Raw genomic sequence first — 20550 nt, forward strand, 5'->3', positions numbered from 1 at the left:
ATCCGGGTCGGGCGAGTTCAGCGGGGCAGGCCGAGCAGGCGTTCGGCGATGATGTTGCGCTGAATCTCGTTGGTGCCCGCGTAGATCGGGCCCGCGAGGGAGAACAGGTAGCCGTCGGTCCAGGCGCTCTCCTGTTCGGCGGCGGGGCCGAGCAGTTCCAGGGCCGTCTCGTGCATGGCGATGTCCAGGTCGGACCAGAACACCTTGTTGACCGAGGATTCCGCGCCGAGCTTGCCGCCCTCGGACAGCCGGGTGACGGTCGCGAGCGTGTTGAGCCGATATGCCTCGGCCCCGATCCAGGCGTCCACCACGCGATTTCGCGACGCGGTGTCACCGGACTCGGTATTCGAACGCCACAGTTCGATCAACCGGTCCGCGGTCGCGCTGAACCGTCCCGGACTGCGCAGCGACAGGCCGCGCTCATTGCTGGAGGTCGCCATCGCCACCCGCCAGCCGTCGTTCGGCTCCCCGATGACGTCGCGATCCGGCACGAAGACGTTGTCCAGGAAGATCTCCGCGAATCCGGGCTCACCGTCCAGCTGCGGAATCGGCCGCACCGTGACCCCGTCCGCGGACAGCGGGAACATCACGTAGGTCAGCCCGCGATGACGTTCGGCCTCGGGATCGCTGCGGAACAGCCCGAAACCCCAGTCCGCGAAGGAGGCTCGCGAACTCCAGGTCTTCTGCCCGTTGAGCACCCAGCCGCCCTCGACGCGTTTCGCGCTGGACCGGATTCCGGCCAGATCGCTGCCCGCCTCGGGCTCGGACCACGCTTGGGCCCAGATATCTTCTCCCCGAGCCATTCTCGGCAGGATTCGCTCGTGCTGCTCGGGCGTGCCGTGTTCGAACAACGTCGGCGCGAGCAGGAAGATGCCGTTCTGGCTGACCCGTCCGGGCGCGCCGGCCGCGTAGTATTCCTGCTCGAACAGAACCCATTCCAGCAGCGAGACATCGCGTCCGCCGTATTCGCGCGGCCAGGCGACCACCGACAGCCGGGCATCGGCCATGGTGGCCTCCCAGCGCCGGTGCGCCTCGAAGCCCTCCTTGGTGTCCATCGACGGCAACGGCGTCGCCGGGACGTTGGCGCGCAGGAAGTCACGCACTTCCAGCTGGAATTGCTCTGCGGCGGAATCGAGTTCGAGATCCATCTACATCGCCCTGTTCTCTGCGGTGCTTGCGTCACGCCGGGTGGCACCGGCCTTCATCGACTCGGCGTTCATGCCGCCGAGTGAATCCGCGCCGACCTCGGCATTGTGGGCGTGCGCGAAATGGTGCAGTCCGAAGACCGAATCCATTCCCGAGCGCAGCCCCATCTGGTCCTCGCACTGGTTGACGGCCTTCTTGGTCAGCGCCAACCCGAATTGCGGCATGGTGGAGATCTTCTCGGCCAGGGCGAAGGTCTCGGCCGCCAGTTCCTCGTTGGCCACGACCCGGTTCACCATGCCCCACTCGTATGCCTGCGCCGCGCTGAAGCGGTCGCCGGTGTACAGCACCTCCTTGGCCCGGCGCGGTCCGAGCACCCACGGGTGGGCGAAATACTCCACACCCGGAATACCCATGCGCACAACGGGATCGGAGAAGAACGCGTCCTGCGCCGCGACGATCAGGTCGCAGACCCAGGCCAGCATGAGCCCACCGGCGATGCACGCGCCCTGCACCATCGCGATGGTCGGCTTGGGAATCTCACGCCAGCGGCGGCACATGCCGAGATACACCTCGACCTCGCGGGCGTATCGCTGGTCGCCGCCGGGGCGGTCGAGGTGGTCCCACCACAGCGCGGCCTTGTTCTCGTACCGCACGTGGTGGTCGCGGCCGGGCGTGCCGATGTCGTGCCCGGCGCTGAAGTGTTTTCCGTTGCCCGCCAACACGATTACCTGCACGTCGGCGTCCTCGACCGCGCGCGTGAACGCCGCGTCCAGGGCGTAGGTCATCACCGAGTTCTGCGCGTTGCGGTAGTCCGGCCGGTTCATCGTGACGACCGCGATCGGACCGCGCCGCTCGTAGGTGACGACCTCACCCTCGTCGGGCACCGCGCCCGGAGCCTGTGCGCCGGTCACGAATTCTCCTCGCGTAGTTGCCGTTTGAGCACTTTTCCGGCGGCGCTGTAGGGCAGCTCGTCGCGGAATTCCACGAAGCGCGGGACCTTGAAGTTGGCGAGTGTCCGCTTCGCGTGGGCGATCACGTCCTCGACGGTGAGGGCCGAGCCCGGACGGCGGACGATGAATGCCTTGCCGACCTCACCCATGCGCTCGTCCGGCGCGCCGATGACCGCGGAGTCCGCGACGCCGTCCAGACGGGCCAGGGCCTGTTCGACCTCGGCGGGATAGACGTTGAATCCACCGCTGATGTAGAGGTCCTTGAGCCGGTCGGTGATCTTCAGATAGCCGCGCTCGTCAAGGACGCCGACGTCACCGGTGTGCAGCCAGCCGTCGGAATCGATCGTCTTGGCGGTGTTCTCGGGATCGTCCAGATAGCCGAGCATCACGTTCGGGCCGCGCAGCAGCACCTCGCCGTGGTCGCCGATGCGGACCTCGAAGTCGGCGATCGGGCCGCCGGAGGTGTTGGCGACGGTTTCCGCGTCGTCGTCGGGCAGGCACATGGTGCCGAATCCGGCCGATTCGGACAGGCCGTAGGCGGTGACCACGACGTCGAATTCCAGTTCCCCGCGCATTCTTTCGATCAGCACCACGGGAACGGTCGCCGCGCCGGTGACCGCCACCCGCAGGCTGCTCAGATCGAAATCGGCGCGGGCGGGGTGGTCCAGGATGGTCTGATAGATCGTCGGCGGACCCGTCAGCACGGTGATCCGCAGGTCGTTGACCATCCGCATCGCCTGCGGCACATCGAAGCTCGCCTGCGGGACGATGGTCGCGCCGGTCACCAGGCAGGCGAGCATCGCGGCCTTGTAGCCGAAGTTGTGGAAGAACGGCGGGATGACCAGGTACCGGTCGTCGCTGTGCAACGTCGAGCAGGCCACCCACGCGCGCACCACGCTCAGTGCCTGGCGATGCGCGACGAGCGTGCCCTTGCTGCGGCCGGTGGTGCCGGAGGTGAATAAGATGTCCGAAATATCCTCGGGGTCAACCGATTCCCCGCGAGCGATGATGTCCGCACGCGGTGTCCGCGCGGAAATTCCGGCCAGTTCGGACCAGGCGACGACCGCCTCGTCCGCGCGGCCGGTGGACGTTGCGCCGTCGCGCGGTGCTGATCCGCTCGCTGATTCCGCGAAGGATTCGGCTCCGGAGCCCGCCGTAACGCCGGAGAGGGCTTCGACCGGCATGACGATGATCGTCTCGATGTCCAGATCCGGTGCGGCAGTGCGCAATTCGGCCAGTCGATCGCGTCCCAGGAACGGGCCGGAGATGAACAGGGCCTTGGCGTGCACCCGCTCGAGCACGTCAACGGCCTCGTCGGCGACGTAGCGGGTGTTCAGCGGGACCAGGGCGGCGCCGGTGTAGTGCGAGGCCAGGGCGGCCACGACCCAGTGGTAGGTGTTCGGGGCCCAGATCGAGATTCGGTCGCCGCGCCGCACGCCCCGGGCGATGAGCGCGCCCGCGACCTGTTGTACCTGGTCGAGCAGTTGAGTCCAGCTCAGCTGCACCTCGCCGTCGTGGACGGCCGGTGCGTCGCCGTAGGCGCGCGCCGCATCGTGCAGGGCCCGGGGGGTGGTCTGCGAAAGGGTGGTCACGGGCGTCCTCCCGCGGCGAGCCGCGATTCGAAACTGTCGGTCTACAAAGCAAGTGCTTGGTAGGTTACTCTACCGGAGTGAGTGTGATCCAGACCCCCGATGCCGCGGCCGGCGCCGACACGTCCGCGGATGTGAAGTTCCGCGCCGACGTGCGCGAATGGCTGGTCGAGAACCTCGAGGGCGAGTTCCGGGAGCTGCGTGGACTGGGCGGTCCCGGCCGCGAGCACGAGGCGTTCGACGAGCGGCTCGAATGGGACCGCCACCTGGCCGCGGCCGGTTGGACCTGCCTGGGCTGGCCCGAACAGTACGGTGGCCGCGACGCGACGCTGCGCCAGCAGGTGATCTTCCACGAGGAGTACGCCAAGGCCGATGCGCCGAGCCGCGTGTCGCACCTGGGCGAGGAGCTGCTGGGCCCGACGCTGCTGGCGTTCGGCACCGAGGAACAGAAACAGCGCTTCCTGCCCGGCATCCGCTCGGTCACCGAACTATGGTGCCAGGGTTATTCCGAGCCGGGGGCCGGTTCGGACCTGGCGGCGGTGACCACGTCGGCCCGGCTCGAGGGCGACGAGTGGCGGATCAACGGCCAGAAGATCTGGACCTCACTGGCGCATCTGGCCGACTGGTGTTTCGTCATCGCCCGCACCGAGCCGGGGTCGAGCCGGCATCACGGTCTGTCGTATCTGCTGGTGCCGATGAAGCAGCAGGGCGTCGAGGTTCGCCCGATCATCCAGCTCACCGGCACGGCCGAATTCAACGAGGTGTTCTTCGACGACGCGCGCACCGAGGCGAGTCTGGTTGTCGGCGAGCCGGGTAAGGGCTGGGGCGTGGCCATGGGCACCCTCACCTTCGAGCGCGGCATTTCCACTGTCGGCCAGCAGATCCGGTTCGCCCGGGAACTGGCGGACCTCGAAGCGGTCGCCAAAGACAATGGCGCACTGGATAATCCGGTCATCGCCGAACGTATCGATCAGGCCTGGGTGGGTCTGCGTGTGCTGCGCGCGCATGCGTTGCGCACCTTGGCATCCGCGCACGGCAATGTCGACGCCCGCACCGCCGCCGGACAGGCGTCGGTCTCGAAGCTGTTGTGGGCCAACTGGCATCGCGATCTCGGCGAACTCGCCATGGACGTCCTCGGCGCACCGGGCCTGATCTCCCTGCCGGACGATCTGAACGAATGGCAGCGCCTGTTCCTGTTCAGCCGCGCGGACACCATCTACGGCGGTTCGAACGAGGTGCAGCGCAACATCATCTCCGAACGCGTGCTCGGCCTGCCGCGCGAGGCTCGTTAACCCTTGACCGGATCGGCCGCACACGGCCGGATCGACCGATCGGACGCCAAGCTCCGATCAGACCTGGAGGAATCACAGTGACCGATCTTTCTGTTGCGCCGCAGCCGGTTTCGGGACACGGTCTGCTTGCCGGGAGGATTGCGGTGATCACCGCCGCGGCGGGGACCGGGATCGGGTCGGCCACGGCGCGCCGCATGCTCGACGAGGGCGCCAACGTCGTCGTATCCGATTGGCACGAGCGGCGTTTGAAGCAGACCGAGGAGGAGTTGGCCGCTGCTTTTCCGGAGCGCCGGGTGGCCTCGGTGGTCTGCGACGTCACCAGCACCGACCAGGTGGGCGAGCTGATCGCCGGGGCCGCGAAAGCGTTGGGGCGCATCGACATCCTGGTCAACAATGCCGGGCTGGGCGGTGAGACACCGGTTGTCGACATGACCGACGAGCAGTGGGATCGCGTCCTGGACATCACCCTCAACGGCACGTTCCGCTGCACCCGCGCGGCCCTGAAGTACTTCCGCGAGGCCGGGCACGGCGGCGTCATCGTCAACAACGCCAGCGTCCTGGGCTGGCGCGCCCAGCACGGCCAGGCTCATTACGCCGCCGCCAAGGCAGGCGTCATGGCCCTGACCCGCTGTAGCGCGGTGGAGGCCGCCGACCTGGGCGTTCGCATCAACGCCGTGGCACCCAGCATCGCCCGCCACCCCTTCCTCGACAAGGTCTCCTCCACCGAACTCCTCGACCGCCTCTCCGCCGGAGAAGCCTTCGGCCGCGCAGCCGAACCCTGGGAAGTGGCCGCCACCATCGCCATGCTCGCCAGCGACTACACCTCGTACATGACCGGCGAGGTGGTCTCGGTCAGCAGCCAGCGGGCGTAGCTGTTCGGACCCTGCGGCCCGTGATGGAAACGATCCGGGTCGCGCCGATGGCGGCTGCCCGAGCGACCGGAATTCCCCTGCATACCGAAGACCGCCCGGTCCCTTCTTCGTTATGATCGGACGTGCTCCTCGAGGTTTCGCTGCCGGTGCGGCGTGCTCGATCCGGCGTCGCGGTGGCAGCAGTGATGGCATATCGGCCGCGTCATGCGGAGTAATCGCGTTTCGAACAGCGGTCGCAAACGAATTCGCACATACGGAACGGAGAAATCCATGCCTCTGCGCGATACGCCCTGGCCGGAGGGGACCCCGTGTTGGGTCGACTGCCAGGTGGACGACCCGGCCAAGGCGGGCGAGTTCTACTCCGCCCTGTTCGGCTGGGAGGTTCGGGACAGTGGCCCGGATACGGGCGGATATCTCATGGCCTCGCAGGGCGGCGCGGCCGTCGCCGGGATCGGTCCCAAGCCGCAGCCCGGAATGCTCTCGGTGTGGACCACGTACTTCGCCGCAGATGACAGCGACAATGTCGCCGGTAAGGTCAGCGCGGCGGGCGGTCAGGTGCTGATGCCCCCGTTCGACGTACTCGACCAGGGCCGCATGGCGGTTCTGGCGGACACCACCGGCGGTGTGTTCGGCATCTGGGAGGCACGCGCGCACCACGGCGCCGCCGTCTACAACGAGCACGGTGCGTACTGCTGGAACGAATTGCACACCCGTCAGCTCGACGACGCGAAGAAGTTCTATGCCGACGTCTTCGGCTACACGTACACCGACGTCGGCGACGGTACGAACATGCGATATGTGATGTTCACTCCGCCCGGCGGCACGGAGGGGGTGGGCGGCATGAACGACGACACCCTCACGCCCGGCGACCCGATGCCCACCTACTGGCTGACCTGGTTCCAGTTCGACGGTGTCGACACCGCGGCGGAACGGGTGGCCGAACTGGGCGGCACGGTGCTGATGCCCCCGTCCGATTCACCGTTCGGCAGGATGACGATGGTTGTGGGGCCACAGGGTGAGACGTTCGGCGTGATCGACACGAACGTTCGCACGGGCTGACGCCCCGTAGTTCGGTTGGGGGCCAGTCCGGTGAATCCGGCTGGCCCTCAATCATTTTCGTCTCGGAGGGGGCGACTACGGCACTTCGGCCGTGGCGATGGGCCGGCCGGCGGACCGGCAGGGTCAGCAGCAGTCGTCCCCGCGCCAGGACCGCACGCCCTGCCAGACGGCCGCGCCTGCTACGCCGAGGCCGACGATGGAGTCGAACCACCAGCCACCGCTCCACACGGCGGTGAGCGCCAGGGAGACCAGGACGGCAGCGGCTTGGATCGCGCACAAATAGTTCTGGGTTCCCTCCCCGGCGGTTGCCGCTGAATCCAGGCGAGCGGCCAGGTGGTGTTTCGCCCGGCCCAGCAGAGGCATCGCCACCAGTGACAGTGCGGTGACGACTATTCCGAGCGCTGTGGTCTCGGATCGGTGTTCGCCCAGCAGATCTCGTACGGATTCGACGGCGACGTATGGCGCGATCAGCCAAAACGATACGGCCACAAGCTTTTGCGCGGTCCGCTCGGCCGTCTCGGAGACGGTTCGATCACCGGTGAACCGCCACACCACGATCACACTGGCCATACCTTCGACGACGCTGCCCAGCGCCCAGCCGATCAGCGCGATCGATCCCGCCGCGACACCCTGCCACAGCCCGATCGCGCCCTCGGCGAGCATCCACACCAGGCTCACCCAGGCCAGACAGCGCGCCCATCGAGCGGCGCGATGCCACGCCGCATCCCTGGTGACCGGCGCGGCGCACGAGCCCCCGCAGCAGTCCTGGGCCGCCACCAGATTCGGCCGCGCACCCGCATCGGTCACGACGCCGCCTCCGAGCAGCACGAATCGATGCCGTATTCGGGGCACAGCGCGACCGCATTCCCGGTCGCGGCCAGTACCGCCTCCGCCGAGGACAACATCTGCACCAGCTCCGGGCGAGTCAACCGGAACAGCGACGCCCGCCCGACCGGCTCGGAATCGACCAACCCGCAATCACGCAGGCAGGCAAGATGTTTCGACACCGTCGACTGCGCCAACCCGACAGCCTGGACCAGATCCGTCACGCGTGTGGGCCCCGCTGCCAACCGCCGCACGATCGCCAGCCTCGCCGGATCGCCCAGTGACCGGAACAGTGCCGCAGCCGGGATCAACTCCACCCGCTCGACATCGATATCGGACGCTTTCATCGCCATAGAGCGATGCTATCTCGATGCCGATGCCGATGCCGATGCCGATGCCGATGCCGATGCCGATGCCGATGCCGATGCCGATGCCGATGCCGATGCCGATGCCGATGCCGATGCCGATGCCGATGCCGATGCCGATGCCGATGCCGATGCCGATGCCGATGCCGATGCCGATGCCGATGCCGATGCCGATGCCGATGGCGATTGCGCTCTCACTGCTGTTGTCACTGCACCGAAGTCGCTATTCGGGAAAGCGCGAATCACCGCTCGTCCGGGCGGTCTTCCTCATTCCGGATCCGTGAAGTGCGATTGGCGTTGATCTCCTCGCGGTGCGCCATGGCCCATTCGGCGAGGGAGATCACCATCGGTAGCAGTGTTCGTCCCAGTTCGGTCAGTTCGTATTCGACCCGGGGCGGCACCTCCGCATAGGCCGTGCGGCTGATGAGGCCGTCCTCGACCAAGTGTCCGAGCGTCAGGGTGAGCATTCGTTGCGAGATGCCCGCAACCGCATCCTTCAGCTCGCCGAACCGCAGCGGCCCCTCGCGCAGGGTGCCGATGACCAGCAGACTCCACTTGTCGCCGATGCGATCGAGTACTTCGCGGACCGCGCCGCCCTCGGGTATCCGCACCGGCTTTCGTGTGACTTGCGCCATACTCGAGCGTCCTTCCTGGACACATACATCGCTGTGCCTTTTGTCGCCACACCGACATTCACACACGATATGACCACGCGTCATCAGTGAGGATTGGGGAATACGGTGAACATCACCCTCTGGATCGTGCAGGGCCTGCTCGCGGTCGTCTATCTCGTCGCGGGCGGACTGAAACTGGTCCGGTCGCGCGAGCAACTCGTGGCGACGGGTCGGCTCGACTGGATGAAGGACAACTCGGATACGGTCGTGCGGGCGGTCGGTGCTGTCGAGGTTCTCGGCGCACTCGGCCTGATCCTGCCCGAGGCGACCGGCATCGCCCGCATTCTGACGCCGATCGCGGCGGTCGGCCTGGTCATCGTGCAGATCGGCGCACTGCGCGTGCACCTGACCCGCAACGAGCGAGAACCGTTGCCCGCCAACGTGGTTCTCCTGCTGCTCGCCGCCTTCGTCGCGATCGGGCGCTTCGTGGGCTGAGTTGTGCGCGCAGCTTCGGCACACGGATGCCGATGACGCTTCGGTTCGACTCGGCAGGTGAGCCGGTCGAGGCAGCACCGGCTCACCAGGTGTCCGGTTCGTCTTCGCGCAGGCGTTGCATGGCTCGTTCGATCCAGTTTTCGAAGGTGGTGGTGAGGTACCGCGGCGGCGATTGTCCGGTGCGGCGACAACTTCGCGGTGAGTTCGATTCGGTGGGAACCGAATCCGGTCGAGGTGCGTCCTAGCACTACGATCGAGCCGATCGATTCCGGGGAGAGGGCAACTGTGGATACGTCCGAATACGACCGACTCCGTGCGCGTACCGATGCATTGCAGATCGAGGTCGACGCGATGCTGGAGGGTTATCAAGAGCGGATGGAGAGCATCGCCGAGGCGCGGGACAAGCTGGCGGTGGCCACCACTCAGGCGTGGTCGTCGGACAATCTGGTCCGGGTCACCAGCAATGCCGCCGGAGTGCCGATCGAGGTGTGGGTGGATCCGCAGGCGTACAAGCGTTTGACGCCGCAGAAGCTCGGTGCGTCGGTCACCGAGGCATCGCAGGCCGCGGCGCGCGGAGCGAAGGCGCAGATCGCCGAGGCTCTGCAGCCGATCACCGCCGAGACGGAGTTCGTCCTGGAGAATCCCTTGGACGACAGCGATATTCCGGGCACGCCGGTCGGCGTCGAGAGCATTCTCCCGCCGCCGCCCGCGCCGCGTGAGCCGCAGGAACAGCCGGGGTACGGGCAGGCTGCGCAGCCGTCGTTCGACGCCGTGCCGCCGCCCCAGCCCGGCCGGGCGCAACCGCCGTCCTACAGCCAGCAGCCCGGTTCCGGCCAACCGGCTTCCATGCACCAGCCACCTCGCCAACCGAAGACCAAACCCTCCTATGCACCCGCCTGGGAACAGGACGAGGACGACACTCCGCACTGGAAGGGTTGGTAAACCGATGAGCGGCAACGACTTCCAGATCGAACTCGAGGAATTCCGCAAGCACGTCCCGCGCTTCGAGGAGCTGAGCAAGGAACTCGAAACCGAAGTGCGGCAGCTGGTCAGCGATGTCGGCGCACTCTTCGGGAAAGTCGGTGACGACGACTTGGGCACGGCGTTCTCGGACAATTACCTGCCCATGGCCCAGAAGGCGGTCGAGGAGTTCGGCAAGGTGGTGAAGAATCTGTCGGGGCTGTCCACGAACACCGCAACCGTCGCGAATTCGCTCGAATCGGTCGACGAATCGCTCTCCGAGGCGCTGACCAAGATGAAATCGGTGATGGATGGGGGAAGAAGTAACCGATGACCATCGAGATACCCAGCTACCTCGAGCCGGTGGCGACGCTCGTCGGATGTCGTTGGCCCAAATGCGATGAAGATGCCTTGGCCACCATGGGAACCCACTGGGAGGACATGGCCGGAACTCTCCAGAAGATCAAGGACAGCGGAGACGAGGCCGCCACATCGCTGGCCCGGCACATCGACGGCGAGACGCACGATTCCTTCCAGGATTACTGGACGGGTGCGAGCAAGCACATGGAGCAGCTCGTCGAACTGTGTCAGGGGCTGGGCAGAGCCTGCAAGATCATGAGCGTGCTGATCAAGGGCTACAAGCTCTTTGCGATCGCCGCGATGGCCGAGCTCGCCGTGAATCTCGCGATCGCCGCCGCGACCGCGATCGAGACACTCGGCGCGAGTATGGCCGAGGCCGCCGGCGCCGAGGCGGTCACTCGGGTGATCATCCAGCAGGCGGTCAAGAAGCTGCTGATGAAGATCATCAAAGATACGGTGATCGAGGCATTCAAGGGGCTCGCCAAGGGGCTGGGTGAGGAACTCGCATGGGAGGTCGCCGAGAAGGAACTCGGTTTGCGGGACAGTATCGACTGGACGAAGGTCGGCGAAGCTGGTGCGCACACGGCGATTTCGAGTGCTGTCGCTGGTGAGGCGAAGAAGGCGCTGAAGGAGGTCGGCGTCGACGAGCAGCACAAGTGGAACCCGTTGACCAGTACGCACAAGGACGGCCACGCCAAGGACGACTCGACGTCGGAGCATTCCGACGGGTCGAAGAGCGACAGCCACCACAAGGACGACGAGAAGAGCAAGAAGGACGAGGGCAAGAGCGACGAGGAGAAGAAGAAGGACAAGGAGGCGAAGAAGAAGTTCGACGACAAGCTCGGCAAGGTCGGGGACGGGGTCGCCGACGAGGCCGTGGACGGTCCGGACAGCCGGGCGAAGCGACTGCTCCAGGATGTGCAGAAGCTGCATAAGAATTCCGCCGCGAACGGTGCGCAGGCTCAGCAGACCATGAACAGCCTCGACTTGCCGCCGATCTGACCCTCGAGCCCGTCTGCGGGATTTCCGCCCGCTCCCGAGGAGCAATTGATCCGAGTCGCAACAAGATTCGTTCACCGGCTCGGTGAGCTCGCTGGGTGATCATCCGGACCGCCGAGTACCAGGACGGATCCTTTCATGCCGCTGTATCCGCAACCGGGGACGATCGGGGCGACAATTTCGGCATGCGGTCGATATCCCGATTATCCGCGACACGCACAGCGCATCTCCTGTCCCCGCAGCAGCATTCAGTCGATGCTGGGGCTGCGTCGCTCGATGAGGATGACATCGCGCCAGCGGCCATGGTGCCGGCCGATACGTTCACGGGTGCCGATGACGCGGAAGCCCGCCCTCCTGTGCAGGGCCAGGCTGGCGGTGTTCTCGGGGAAGATGCCCGACTGCACTGTCCAGATGCCCGCGGTGTCAGTGGATTTCAGCAGTGTGGTCATCAGCGCCAGGCCGACTCCTCGGCCGCGGGCGTCGGGATGGACGTAGACTGAGTGCTCGACCACGCCCGCATAAGCGCGGCGGTCCGACACCCGGACGACCGCTACCCAGCCGAGCACGCGGTCGCCGTCCAGGGCGGTGTAGCGGTGTTCGGTCAGTTTGGTGGTATCGAACTTCTCCCAGGTCGGGGCGTGGGTTTCGAAGGTGGCGTCGCCGCTGTCGATGCCGAGTCGGTAGATCTCCAGCACCTGGGTTGCGTGCTCGGGGCGCATCGCTTCGATTCGGATGCCGTGGCTCATGACGCCGACGGTATGCCCAATTCGTGGAGCAGGGCGCGGATGCGATGTTCGATCTCGTCGCGGATGGGGCGGACCGCGTCGATGCCCTGCCCGGCGGGGTCGTCGAGTTTCCAGTCCAGGTAACGCTTTCCGGGGAAGAACGGGCAGGCGTCACCGCAGCCCATGGTGATCACCACATCGGAAGACTCGACCGCGTCCGCGGTGAGGACCTTGGGGATTTCGGTGGAGATGTCGATGCCGATCTCGGCCATGGCCCGCACTGCGGCGGGGTTGACCTGGTCGGCGGGCTCGGAACCCGCGGAGCGGACCTGGACACGGCCCGCGGCGAGGTGGGTCAGGAATGCGGCGGCCATCTGAGAGCGCCCGGCGTTGTGGACGCATACGAACAGCACGCTGGGTGTGGAAAGCATCGGCGGGGTGCGCTTTCAGTCGTGGACAGCGGCACTGAGCTGGGCAGGGTTGCGAGGGAACCGATTTCGCCACGCCAGGGAGACGCGGACGAGGCCGACCAGGACGGGGACCTCGATGAGCGGACCCACGACTCCGGCGAGAGCTTGGCCGGAGCTGACGCCGTAGGTGGCGATCGCGACGGCGATGGCGAGCTCGAAGTTGTTGCCCGCGGCGGTGAATGCGAGGGTGGTGGTGCGCTCGTAGCTCAGACCGATCATGCGGCCGTAGAGGTAACCTCCGCCCCACATGATCGCGAAGTACGCCAGCAGCGGGACCGCGATGCGCACGACATCCCATGGGCGAGCAGTGATCTGGTGTCCTTGCAGCGCGAACAGGATCACGATCGTGAACAGCAGTCCGTACAGCGCCCACGGTCCGATACGCGGGAGCAGGGTGTGTTCGTACCAGTCACGGCCACGGACCCGCTCTCCGAATCGGCGGGTGAGGAATCCGGCGACCAGGGGGATACCGAGGAAGATCAGTACCGATTTCGCGACCTGCCACGGTGAAGTGTGGATCGTGGTCTGCGGCAGGCCCAGCCAGCCGGGCAGCACCGAGAGGTAGAACCAGCCCAGTACGGCGAACATGACGACCTGGAAGATCGAGTTCAACGCGACCAGGACCGCGGCGGCCTCACGGTCGCCGCAGGCCAGGTCGTTCCAGATGATCACCATCGCGATACATCTGGCCAGGCCGACGATGATCAGTCCCGTTCGGTATTCGGGCAGGTCCGGTAGTAGCAGCCAGGCCAGGGCGAACATCAGTGCGGGACCGATCAGCCAGTTCAGGACCAGGGAGCCGAGCAGCAGACGGCGGTCGCCGGTCACGGTGCCGAGGCGGTCGTAGCGGACCTTGGCCAGCGCCGGGTACATCATGATCAGCAGGCCGATCGCGATCGGTAGCGAAATCCCGTCCACCCGCACCGCGGACAGTCCGTTGCCGAGGCCGGGGATCAGGCGGCCGAGCAGGAGTCCGGCGGCCATGGCCACGCCGATCCAGACGGGGAGGAATCTGTCCAGGGTGGACAGTTTTCTCGCTACTTCTGGATGAGCGTTCGTGGTGGTCATCGCGGATTACCTCGGCGCCTCGGCCTCGGTGCCGGTGCCGCAGCACGAACTCCCGGTACTGCAACACGCTTGCGCCGCCGCGGCATCATCGGCGGCGAATTCCGGTGCGGCGCCGAAGTTCTCGGTATCGGCGAGGACGGTGTAGACCTCCCACTTCTCCGCGTTCGGGCCGGTCACCCACACCTTGTCCTGGGTGGCGAAACAGCATGTGGTTGCCATCTGCTCCTCGGTGAACAACCCCGCCTGCGACAGCCGGGCGATCTCGCCGTGGACCCGCTCGGAGGATTCGACCTCGACGCCGAGGTGGTTGATCGTGCCGCCCTGGCCGGTGTTCTCGAGCAGCACCAGTTTCAACGGTGGCTCGGCGATGGCGAAGTTGGCATAGCCGGGCTTGCGCTTGGCCGGTTCGGTGTCGAACAGCGTGGAATAGAACGTGATCGCCTGCTCGAGGTCGTCGACGTTGAGTGCTAGTTGGATGCGCGACATCAGAACCTCCATAGTGAGACATATGTCGAAAAACTAGGGCATCCCCGAGTCTTGCACCTTTTCGACATATGTCAACACAGTAGGTACCGTGGGAGTCATGCCCAAGGCTCTGCCCGTGATCGATATGTCCGCACCCGTGTGCTGCGCGCCGGTGGCCGCGGGCCCGATCGACGATGCCGCCGCGCTCGAAGTCGCCCTGCGCCTCAAAGCCCTCGCCGATCCGGTCCGGGTGAAACTGATGTCGCTACTGCTGGCCACTCCCGAGACCGGCGAGAACGGCGGCGACCTTGCCGCCGCGGTCGGGCTGTCCGAATCGACGGTCAGCCACCACCTCGGGCAGCTTCGCAAGGCCGGGCTCGTCGACTCCGAACGCATCGGCATGAACGTCGTCCATCGGCCCAAGCGTGACGCGCTCTCCGCGCTGTGCGTCGTGCTCGACCCCAACTGCTGCTGCTGACCAGGGGAACAGGTATGGCCACCATTGTCGAAACCGCGATCGTCGCCGCTACCGCGGAGCAGGTGAAGGCGCGTTCCGCCTGAGCCCGGGGAGGCGCGCTCGTCGGCGGTGAGGCGGACTCGGTCGAGGTCGCCGGAGCGAGGCCGGGTGTTCGAAAATCAGTGGCGCTGACCACCCCGGATTGTGCGATCCTGAAGTAGGCCGGTTCGGCGAAGATTTTTCGAAGGGACCACGGCCATGGGTCTGGACCACCGTGACAACGAAGAGCTGGAACTCGAGCTGGTGCGTGAAGTGGTACTGGCCCGAAGGCGGCTGGACGGCAAGGTGATGGCCGCGCTGGCGCTGGGCGCGGAACTTCTCGATCACGAATCGGATGATGTCGCCGCGATGCGGGCTGCGCAGATTCTCGAGGAGTACGCGGTGGATGAGGACGAGGTCGCCCGCGATCCACGGTGTGCGTTGCGGGCCGATATGGCTCGTGATCGGGCGCGGGCGGCGCGGATCGAGCTGTTGGCCGGGCCCGGGGGAGCGGAGTCGGAGGAGGATCGGCGGCGACGTCAGCGCACGCTGCTGCTGTGCGAGGTGCGATCGGATCTGCTCGCGGTGGTGCGGCGGTGTCGCAAATTCCGGTACGACCACGTGGCCTTCGCCGACGGTATCGCCGAGGGGTTGTGTGCGGCGACGGACAAATTGGTGGACGGCGCGGATATGGACACCTATCGGGCCTGGCAGCGGGGGATGGTGCTGAAACTGATCGAGGAGCCCGTCGCGAGCGGGCCGCCGCGGGTGCTGGCGACGGTCGACGCGGGGCCGGGACGCGGCGCGCTGACCGTCGAATGGGACAGTTGCGAACGGCGGTTGGCGATGGTCGCGCGGATGGCGCGGGCGGGAGTTTCGCCGGTGGCGATCTGCGATCGGCTGCTCGCGGACCTGTCGGTATCCTCGCCGCTGCGCTATTCGGTGCGATGAACCATCGGGCGATGCGGACGTAGCGTCGGACAGCCGGAACGAAGCGGAGGCCGAAGGCGCCATGGACCAAGCAAATGCTTGGTTGTACTATGAGCGGGTGCCCGCACCCGACGCATCCAAATCCGCACGTCGCAACGAACTGCTCGCCATCGCGGCAGCTCTGTTCGCCGAGCGTGGGTTGCGTGCGACCACGGTCCGCGATATCGCCGACGCCGCCGGAATCCTGTCCGGCAGTCTCTACCACCACTTCGATTCCAAGGAATCCATGGTGGACGAGATCCTGCGCGGCTTCCTCGACGAGCTGTTCGCGCGGTATCGGGAGATCGACGCGGCCGGTCTGCCCGCGCGTGACACGCTCGAGGCGTTGGTCATCGCATCCTTCGAATCGTTCGACCGGTCGCATGCCGCGGTGGCCATCTATCAGGCCGAGGCCAAAAGGCTCAGTGGCGCAGCACGTTTCGAATACATCGACCAGTACAACCGGGAGTTCCGGGAGCTGTGGCGGCGAGTGCTCGAAAAGGGCGTGCAGGACGGCGATTTCCGTCCCGAGCTCGATACCGAACTGGCCCTTCGCTTTCTGCGCGACACCGTCTGGGTGTCCGTGCGCTGGTACAAGCCCGGCGGCCGCATCACCGTGGACAATCTGGCCAAGCAGTATCTGACCATTGTTCTGGATGGTCTCACCAATCCCGAACCCGGCGCGAAATCCACACTCCAGCAAGGCAAGTAGGAGCCCTCCATGTCAGCACCGTCCCGTCGCCAGTACTCGCCCGTGCGGGAGGCGTATGTCGTCGATGCCGTGCGCACGCCGGTCGGTAAGCGCGGTGGTGCGCTCTCGGGTGTGCACCCGGCCGATCTCGGCGCCGCGGTATTGCAGGGTCTGTTGGGGCGCAACGCGATCGACCCCGGTGCGGTGGACGACGTGATCGTCGGCTGTGTGGACAATATCGGCCCGCAGGCGGGAAATATCGGCCGCACCATCTGGCTGGCCGCCGGATATCCCGAGCACGTGCCGGGCGTCACGGTGGACCGGCAGTGCGGATCCAGCCAGCAGGCAATCAATTTCGGCGCTCAGGCGATCATGAGCGGCACCGCGGAGGTCATCGTCGCGGGCGGCGTGCAGAACATGAGCGCGATTCCGATCTCCGCGGCCATGCTCGCCGGTAAGGAGTACGGGTTCGACTCGCCGTTCGTCGGCGCGCAGGGCTGGGACCACCGGTACGGCACCGGTGAGGTGTCGCAGTTCAACGGCGCGCAGCTGATCGCCGAGAAGTGGGATATCAGCCGCGAGGATATGGAGCGCTGGGCGCTGCGCAGCCACGAGCGGGCCCGAAAGGCCATCGCGGAGGGCACTTTCGACCGCGAGATCGTCCCGGTCGGCGACTTCTGGATCGACGAGGGCCCGCGCGAGACGACGCTGGAGAAGATGGCCGGGCTCAAGCCGCTGAGCGAGGGCAGCCGCCTGACCGCCGCGGTCGCCAGCCAGATCTCCGACGGCGCCAGCGCGACCCTGCTCGCCTCGGACTGGGCCGTCGCCGAATACGGGCTGAAGCCGAGGGCGCGGATCCACCACGTCAGCGCGCGCGGCGCGGACCCGATCTACATGCTCACCGCACCGATCCCGGCGACCAAGTGGGCGCTGGAGAAGACCGGGCTGAGCATCGAGGACATCGACGTCATCGAGATCAACGAGGCGTTCGCCTCGGTCGTGCTGGCCTGGTTGAAGGAGACCGGAGCCGACCCGGACAAGGTGAACGTCAACGGCGGCGCGATCGCCCTCGGCCACCCGCTCGGCGCGACCGGGGCGAAGCTGTTCGCGACGCTGCTGAACGAGCTCGAGCGGGTCAACGGGCGATACGGGCTGCTGACCATTTGTGAGGGCGGCGGCACCGCCAACGTCACCATTATCGAGCGGCTGAGCTGAGATTCATCGGGCGGCCCGGTCTCGGACCGGGCCGCCCGGTGCCATGAGTTCTGGCGGACAACACATTTCGTCGAGCCGATTTTCCGGCGGACCGGCTCGAATCAGGTCTATGGCGATCCGGTGTGAATAGTCGGACTCGATTCCCGAGGGCGGTATCTTAAACTCCCTCGTCCGAGGGCTCTCGCAGTGAAAAATACTCCAGCGGTGTGTATCTGCGGGCATGCTCGATCTGTTCACTCTTCACGAGGGTGATTTTGTCGACCGTCAGGGGCTCGAGGTCCGCATTCATGGCCTCGCGCAGCGGTGGTGTGTGGGATCCGGTCAGTCGTCCCAGCGTTATATGCGGTGCGTAAGGGCGTTTCTCCCGGGCGAAACCCGCACTCCTGGCGGTCTTTTCCAGGGCGGCCGCGAGTTCGAGGAGTTCCGAGCTGGGAGTGATGTTCGCGACGACGGCGCGCGGCGACTTTCGTGACGGGAAAGGCGCGATAGTGTCCACCTGCACGTGGAACGGTCCTATTTTTCCGGTTGCGGTGCGGATGAGGCTGCTTATTCCGGTGACGTCCTCGGTCGCGACCGCACCGAGGAATCGCAACGTGAGGTGCAGATTTTCCGATCGCACCCACCGAACGTGATCTCCCCGCGGTTCTCGTTTCAGCTCGTCGATTATCCGGGAGAGACCTCGGCGTAATTCCGGATCGGGCTCGACGGCCAGGAAAAGACGTAAAGATTCCGACATCGCGGGCAACCTCGCTTTCCGGATTTCGATCATGCTACAGCGACGTGTGACCGCACTCCCGCCGTTCCGGGGGCGCGTGTGGCCGGAGTGGTACTCGATGTCGGGCTCAGCGGGAATCGAACTCGTTCCCGCGCGTCCCGGACCAGGTGAACGGGCCGATCATGCCCGGTGCGTGGGCTCGGGGGCGAACAGCGTGGCCGATCTGCTCGCTACGATCGATCGAATGAAGGTGCTCGGGGCGTGTTCGCTCGATTGTCCCGACGGCTGCTCGTGGGAAGTGACCGTCGAGGACGGCGTCGCGGTCGCTATGCGGGGCAACAAGGCGCATCCGGTGACCCGGGGTGCGCTGTGTGTGAAGGTCAATCGGTATCTCGAGCAGTTGAACGCGCCGGATCGGATCCGCTATCCGATGCGGCGGGTCGGGCGCAAGGGGGAGGGGCGATTCGAGCGGATCGGGTGGGACGAGGCGCTGGACGAGATCGCCGAGCGGCTGCACGGAATCATCGACGAGTATGGGGGAGAAGCGATCTGGCCGTTCCTGGGGACCGGGAATCTGGGCTACATCCAGGGCACGGAGGGATTCGCGGTACGGCGGCTGTTCAATGTGCTGGGCGCCTCGCTGCACGATCCGACGATCTGCTCGGCGGCGGGGTCGGCGGGGCTGAAGTACACGCTCGGCACGGCCGGGGGGATGGATCCGGAGGATTTCGCGCATTCGGAACTGGTGCTGCTGTGGGGGACCAATCCGCTGACCTCGGGGCATCACATCTGGAAGTTCATCCAGGACAGCGGGGCGTACACGGTGGCGATCGATCCGGTGCGCAGCCGGACCGCCGAACGGTGCGACGAGCACCTCGCGCCGATGCCGGGTACCGACGCGGCGCTGGCGCTCGGGTTGATGAACGTCATCGTATCGATGGGGGCGCACGATGCGGGCTATCTCGCCGAAAACACCGTGGGATGGGATGAATTCCACAGTCGCATAATGGAATTCACGCCGGATCGAGTCGCCGGGATCACCGGGCTGCCGGTCGAGCGGATCGTGGAACTGGGTGCGCGGATCGCGCGCACCCGGCCCACCGCGATCCGGGCGTCACAGGGGATCCAGCGGCATGCCGGTGGCGGGATGGCGCTGCGCACCATGGCGTGCCTGCCCGCGGTCACCGGCGATTGGGCGATTCGCGGTGGGGGACTGCATTATTCGACGTCGGGGCATTTCCAGCTCGACGTGCCGAGTCTGGCGCGGTTCGATCTGCTGCCGAATCCGGTGCGGACGTTATCGCAGACGCGGGTGGGCGCGGGGCTGCTCGAGGCAGCCGATCCACCGGTCAAGGCGTTGTTCGTGATCGCGGCCAACCCGGTGGGATCCAATCCCGAACAGCGCGCGGTGATCGAGGGCCTCTCGCGCGAGGACCTGTTCACCGTTGTGCTGGAACACTTTCCGACCGATACCGTCGACTACGCCGATATCGTGCTGCCCGCCACCATGCAGCCCGAGCACACGGATTTCGTGGCGGCCTACGGGAATCTGTACCTGGTGTGGAACGAGAAGGCGGTCGAGCCGCCCGGCGAATGTCTGTCCACGACGGAGACGTTCCGCAGGCTCGCGCGGCGCATGGGGCTGACCGAACCGGCGCTGTACGACTCGGACGAGGAACTGCTCCGAATCGTGTTGCAGGGCTACGATATCGACCGCCTGCGATCGGATGGTTTCCTCAAGATCGAGCCTCGCCCGGTTCCCATCGAGAAGATCAACTTCACCTCCCCTCTCGCCGAACGAGCCGGGCACGACCCGCTACCCACCTACACCCCACCCGCCGACCCAGGAACCGGTCTGGTGCTGATATCCGCCGCGCCACACTACTTTCTGAACACCACGTTCGGCTCGAACCCCGAATTGCGCCGCCGCGCGGGCGAATCGCGCATCACCATTCACCCGAACGACGCGGCCGCACGCGATATCGCCGACGGCACACCGGTCCTGGTCGCCAACGCCCGCGGCGCCTTCGAAGCCGTAGCGGAGGTCTCCGACCGAGTCCGACCCGGCGTCGCGGCCACCACCAAGGGTCGCTGGGCCAAGTTCACCAACGGCTCGACCGTGAATGCGACCATCGCCGAACGGGATTCGGATTTCGCCGGTGGAGCTGTGTTCCACGACAACCGGGTGGAGATCACGCGCCGCTGAGCCG

24 protein-coding genes are annotated in these 20550 nt (G+C 66.3%); 13 read left to right on the top strand and 11 right to left on the bottom strand.

Annotated elements, in window-relative coordinates:
• Positions 1 to 17: 17 nt before the first annotated feature.
• Genes NM2_RS40580 through NM2_RS40590 form a run of 3 tightly spaced genes read right to left on the bottom strand, consistent with a single transcriptional unit; the run spans position 18 to position 3688 of the window.
• Positions 18 to 1148, bottom strand: coding sequence for an acyl-CoA dehydrogenase family protein (locus NM2_RS40580; protein WP_067681254.1), 1131 nt, complete (start codon positions 1146 to 1148; stop codon positions 18 to 20).
• Positions 1149 to 2057: an enoyl-CoA hydratase gene (locus NM2_RS40585; protein WP_281182824.1), complete on the bottom strand. Its 909-nt coding sequence runs from the start codon at positions 2055 to 2057 to the stop codon at positions 1149 to 1151.
• Positions 2054 to 3688: a FadD3 family acyl-CoA ligase gene (locus tag NM2_RS40590; protein ID WP_067681257.1), complete on the bottom strand. Its 1635-nt coding sequence runs from the start codon at positions 3686 to 3688 to the stop codon at positions 2054 to 2056. The genes NM2_RS40585 and NM2_RS40590 overlap by 4 nt, the downstream gene beginning before the upstream one ends.
• 86 nt (positions 3689 to 3774) lie before the next feature.
• On the opposite strand from NM2_RS40590, the gene NM2_RS40595 reads away from it, so the two are divergent.
• From NM2_RS40595 to NM2_RS40605, 3 genes are all read left to right on the top strand, one after another.
• On the top strand, positions 3775 to 4977 hold the full coding sequence (locus NM2_RS40595; protein ID WP_245718473.1) for an acyl-CoA dehydrogenase family protein: 1203 nt from the start codon (positions 3775 to 3777) through the stop codon (positions 4975 to 4977).
• A 71-nt stretch (positions 4978 to 5048) separates the two neighbouring features.
• Complete coding sequence (locus NM2_RS40600) at positions 5049 to 5849, top strand: SDR family oxidoreductase (protein WP_174575741.1); 801 nt, start codon at positions 5049 to 5051, stop codon at positions 5847 to 5849.
• Between the two features lie 270 nt (positions 5850 to 6119).
• Positions 6120 to 6908, top strand: coding sequence for a VOC family protein (locus tag NM2_RS40605; protein ID WP_067681341.1), 789 nt, complete (start codon positions 6120 to 6122; stop codon positions 6906 to 6908).
• Between the two features lie 123 nt (positions 6909 to 7031).
• On the opposite strand, the gene NM2_RS40610 is transcribed toward NM2_RS40605, so the two are convergent.
• On the bottom strand, positions 7032 to 7688 hold the full coding sequence (locus tag NM2_RS40610; RefSeq protein ID WP_067681344.1) for a cation efflux transmembrane domain-containing protein: 657 nt from the start codon (positions 7686 to 7688) through the stop codon (positions 7032 to 7034).
• 23 nt (positions 7689 to 7711) lie between these two features.
• Entirely contained in the window at positions 7712 to 8080 is a 369-nt protein-coding gene (locus NM2_RS40615) for an ArsR/SmtB family transcription factor (protein ID WP_067681347.1), read from the bottom strand.
• Here NM2_RS40615 and NM2_RS52210 point away from each other — a divergent pair.
• Positions 7962 to 8399, top strand: coding sequence for a hypothetical protein (locus tag NM2_RS52210; protein ID WP_245718474.1), 438 nt, complete (start codon positions 7962 to 7964; stop codon positions 8397 to 8399). The genes NM2_RS40615 and NM2_RS52210 overlap by 119 nt on opposite strands.
• Here the strand turns inward: NM2_RS52210 and NM2_RS40625 are convergent.
• On the bottom strand, positions 8341 to 8733 hold the full coding sequence (locus tag NM2_RS40625; RefSeq protein WP_067681270.1) for a winged helix-turn-helix transcriptional regulator: 393 nt from the start codon (positions 8731 to 8733) through the stop codon (positions 8341 to 8343). The genes NM2_RS52210 and NM2_RS40625 overlap by 59 nt on opposite strands.
• 105 nt (positions 8734 to 8838) lie before the next feature.
• Between NM2_RS40625 and NM2_RS40630 the strand changes: the two genes are divergently transcribed.
• The 4 genes from NM2_RS40630 to NM2_RS40645 all read left to right on the top strand — a co-directional run bounded on the left by NM2_RS40630 (position 8839) and on the right by NM2_RS40645 (position 11529).
• Positions 8839 to 9207 (top strand): DoxX family protein, encoded by a 369-nt coding sequence (locus NM2_RS40630; protein WP_067681274.1) that lies wholly within the window; start codon positions 8839 to 8841, stop codon positions 9205 to 9207.
• Between the two features lie 285 nt (positions 9208 to 9492).
• Entirely contained in the window at positions 9493 to 10149 is a 657-nt protein-coding gene (locus tag NM2_RS40635) for a YbaB/EbfC family nucleoid-associated protein (protein WP_067681277.1), read from the top strand.
• Positions 10150 to 10153: 4 nt separating this feature from the next.
• On the top strand, positions 10154 to 10501 hold the full coding sequence (locus tag NM2_RS40640; RefSeq protein WP_067681280.1) for a hypothetical protein: 348 nt from the start codon (positions 10154 to 10156) through the stop codon (positions 10499 to 10501).
• Complete coding sequence (locus NM2_RS40645) at positions 10498 to 11529, top strand: WXG100-like domain-containing protein (RefSeq protein WP_067681283.1); 1032 nt, start codon at positions 10498 to 10500, stop codon at positions 11527 to 11529. The genes NM2_RS40640 and NM2_RS40645 overlap by 4 nt, the downstream gene beginning before the upstream one ends.
• Positions 11530 to 11774: 245 nt before the next feature.
• Here the strand turns inward: NM2_RS40645 and NM2_RS40650 are convergent, their stop codons facing one another.
• Genes NM2_RS40650 through NM2_RS40665 form a run of 4 tightly spaced genes read right to left on the bottom strand, consistent with a single transcriptional unit; the run spans position 11775 to position 14275 of the window.
• A complete protein-coding gene (locus NM2_RS40650; RefSeq protein ID WP_067681287.1) occupies positions 11775 to 12272 on the bottom strand; it encodes a GNAT family N-acetyltransferase in 498 nt (165 codons plus the stop codon).
• Positions 12269 to 12682 (bottom strand): arsenate reductase ArsC, encoded by a 414-nt coding sequence (locus NM2_RS40655; protein WP_067681290.1) that lies wholly within the window; start codon positions 12680 to 12682, stop codon positions 12269 to 12271. Before NM2_RS40655 ends, NM2_RS40650 begins: the two co-directional genes overlap by 4 nt.
• A gap of 15 nt (positions 12683 to 12697) precedes the next feature.
• The gene (arsB, locus tag NM2_RS40660; protein WP_067681293.1) at positions 12698 to 13789 is read right to left on the bottom strand and encodes an ACR3 family arsenite efflux transporter; all 1092 of its coding nucleotides are present in this window, start codon (positions 13787 to 13789) and stop codon (positions 12698 to 12700) included.
• 6 nt (positions 13790 to 13795) lie between these two features.
• Entirely contained in the window at positions 13796 to 14275 is a 480-nt protein-coding gene (locus NM2_RS40665) for an ArsI/CadI family heavy metal resistance metalloenzyme (protein WP_084532057.1), read from the bottom strand.
• A gap of 97 nt (positions 14276 to 14372) precedes the next feature.
• Between NM2_RS40665 and NM2_RS40670 the strand changes: the two genes are divergently transcribed.
• The 4 genes from NM2_RS40670 (at position 14373) to NM2_RS40685 (ending at position 17625) form a co-directional block, all read left to right on the top strand.
• Positions 14373 to 14732, top strand: a complete 360-nt coding sequence (locus tag NM2_RS40670; protein WP_067681299.1) for an Rv2640c family ArsR-like transcriptional regulator — start codon at positions 14373 to 14375, stop codon at positions 14730 to 14732.
• A gap of 237 nt (positions 14733 to 14969) precedes the next feature.
• Positions 14970 to 15701 carry a hypothetical protein gene (locus NM2_RS40675; RefSeq protein WP_067681302.1) on the top strand — a complete coding sequence of 244 codons (732 nt, stop codon included), beginning with the start codon at positions 14970 to 14972 and terminating at the stop codon, positions 15699 to 15701.
• Positions 15702 to 15762: 61 nt separating this feature from the next.
• Positions 15763 to 16431: a TetR/AcrR family transcriptional regulator gene (locus NM2_RS40680; RefSeq protein ID WP_067681305.1), complete on the top strand. Its 669-nt coding sequence runs from the start codon at positions 15763 to 15765 to the stop codon at positions 16429 to 16431.
• 42 nt (positions 16432 to 16473) lie between these two features.
• A complete protein-coding gene (locus NM2_RS40685) occupies positions 16474 to 17625 on the top strand; it encodes an acetyl-CoA C-acetyltransferase (protein ID WP_067681309.1) in 1152 nt (383 codons plus the stop codon).
• 157 nt (positions 17626 to 17782) lie between these two features.
• On the opposite strand, the gene thpR is transcribed toward NM2_RS40685, so the two are convergent.
• Positions 17783 to 18394: an RNA 2',3'-cyclic phosphodiesterase gene (thpR, locus tag NM2_RS40690; RefSeq protein WP_369690361.1), complete on the bottom strand. Its 612-nt coding sequence runs from the start codon at positions 18392 to 18394 to the stop codon at positions 17783 to 17785.
• 190 nt (positions 18395 to 18584) lie between these two features.
• Here thpR and NM2_RS40695 point away from each other — a divergent pair, with 190 nt between their 5' ends.
• A complete protein-coding gene (locus NM2_RS40695; protein ID WP_067681349.1) occupies positions 18585 to 20546 on the top strand; it encodes a molybdopterin-containing oxidoreductase family protein in 1962 nt (653 codons plus the stop codon).
• The last annotated feature ends 4 nt before the right edge of the window (positions 20547 to 20550 follow it).

The sequence above is a fragment of the Nocardia miyunensis NBRC 108239 genome, assembly GCF_001613065.1.
Taxonomy (GTDB): Bacteria; Actinomycetota; Actinomycetes; order Mycobacteriales; family Mycobacteriaceae; genus Nocardia; species Nocardia miyunensis.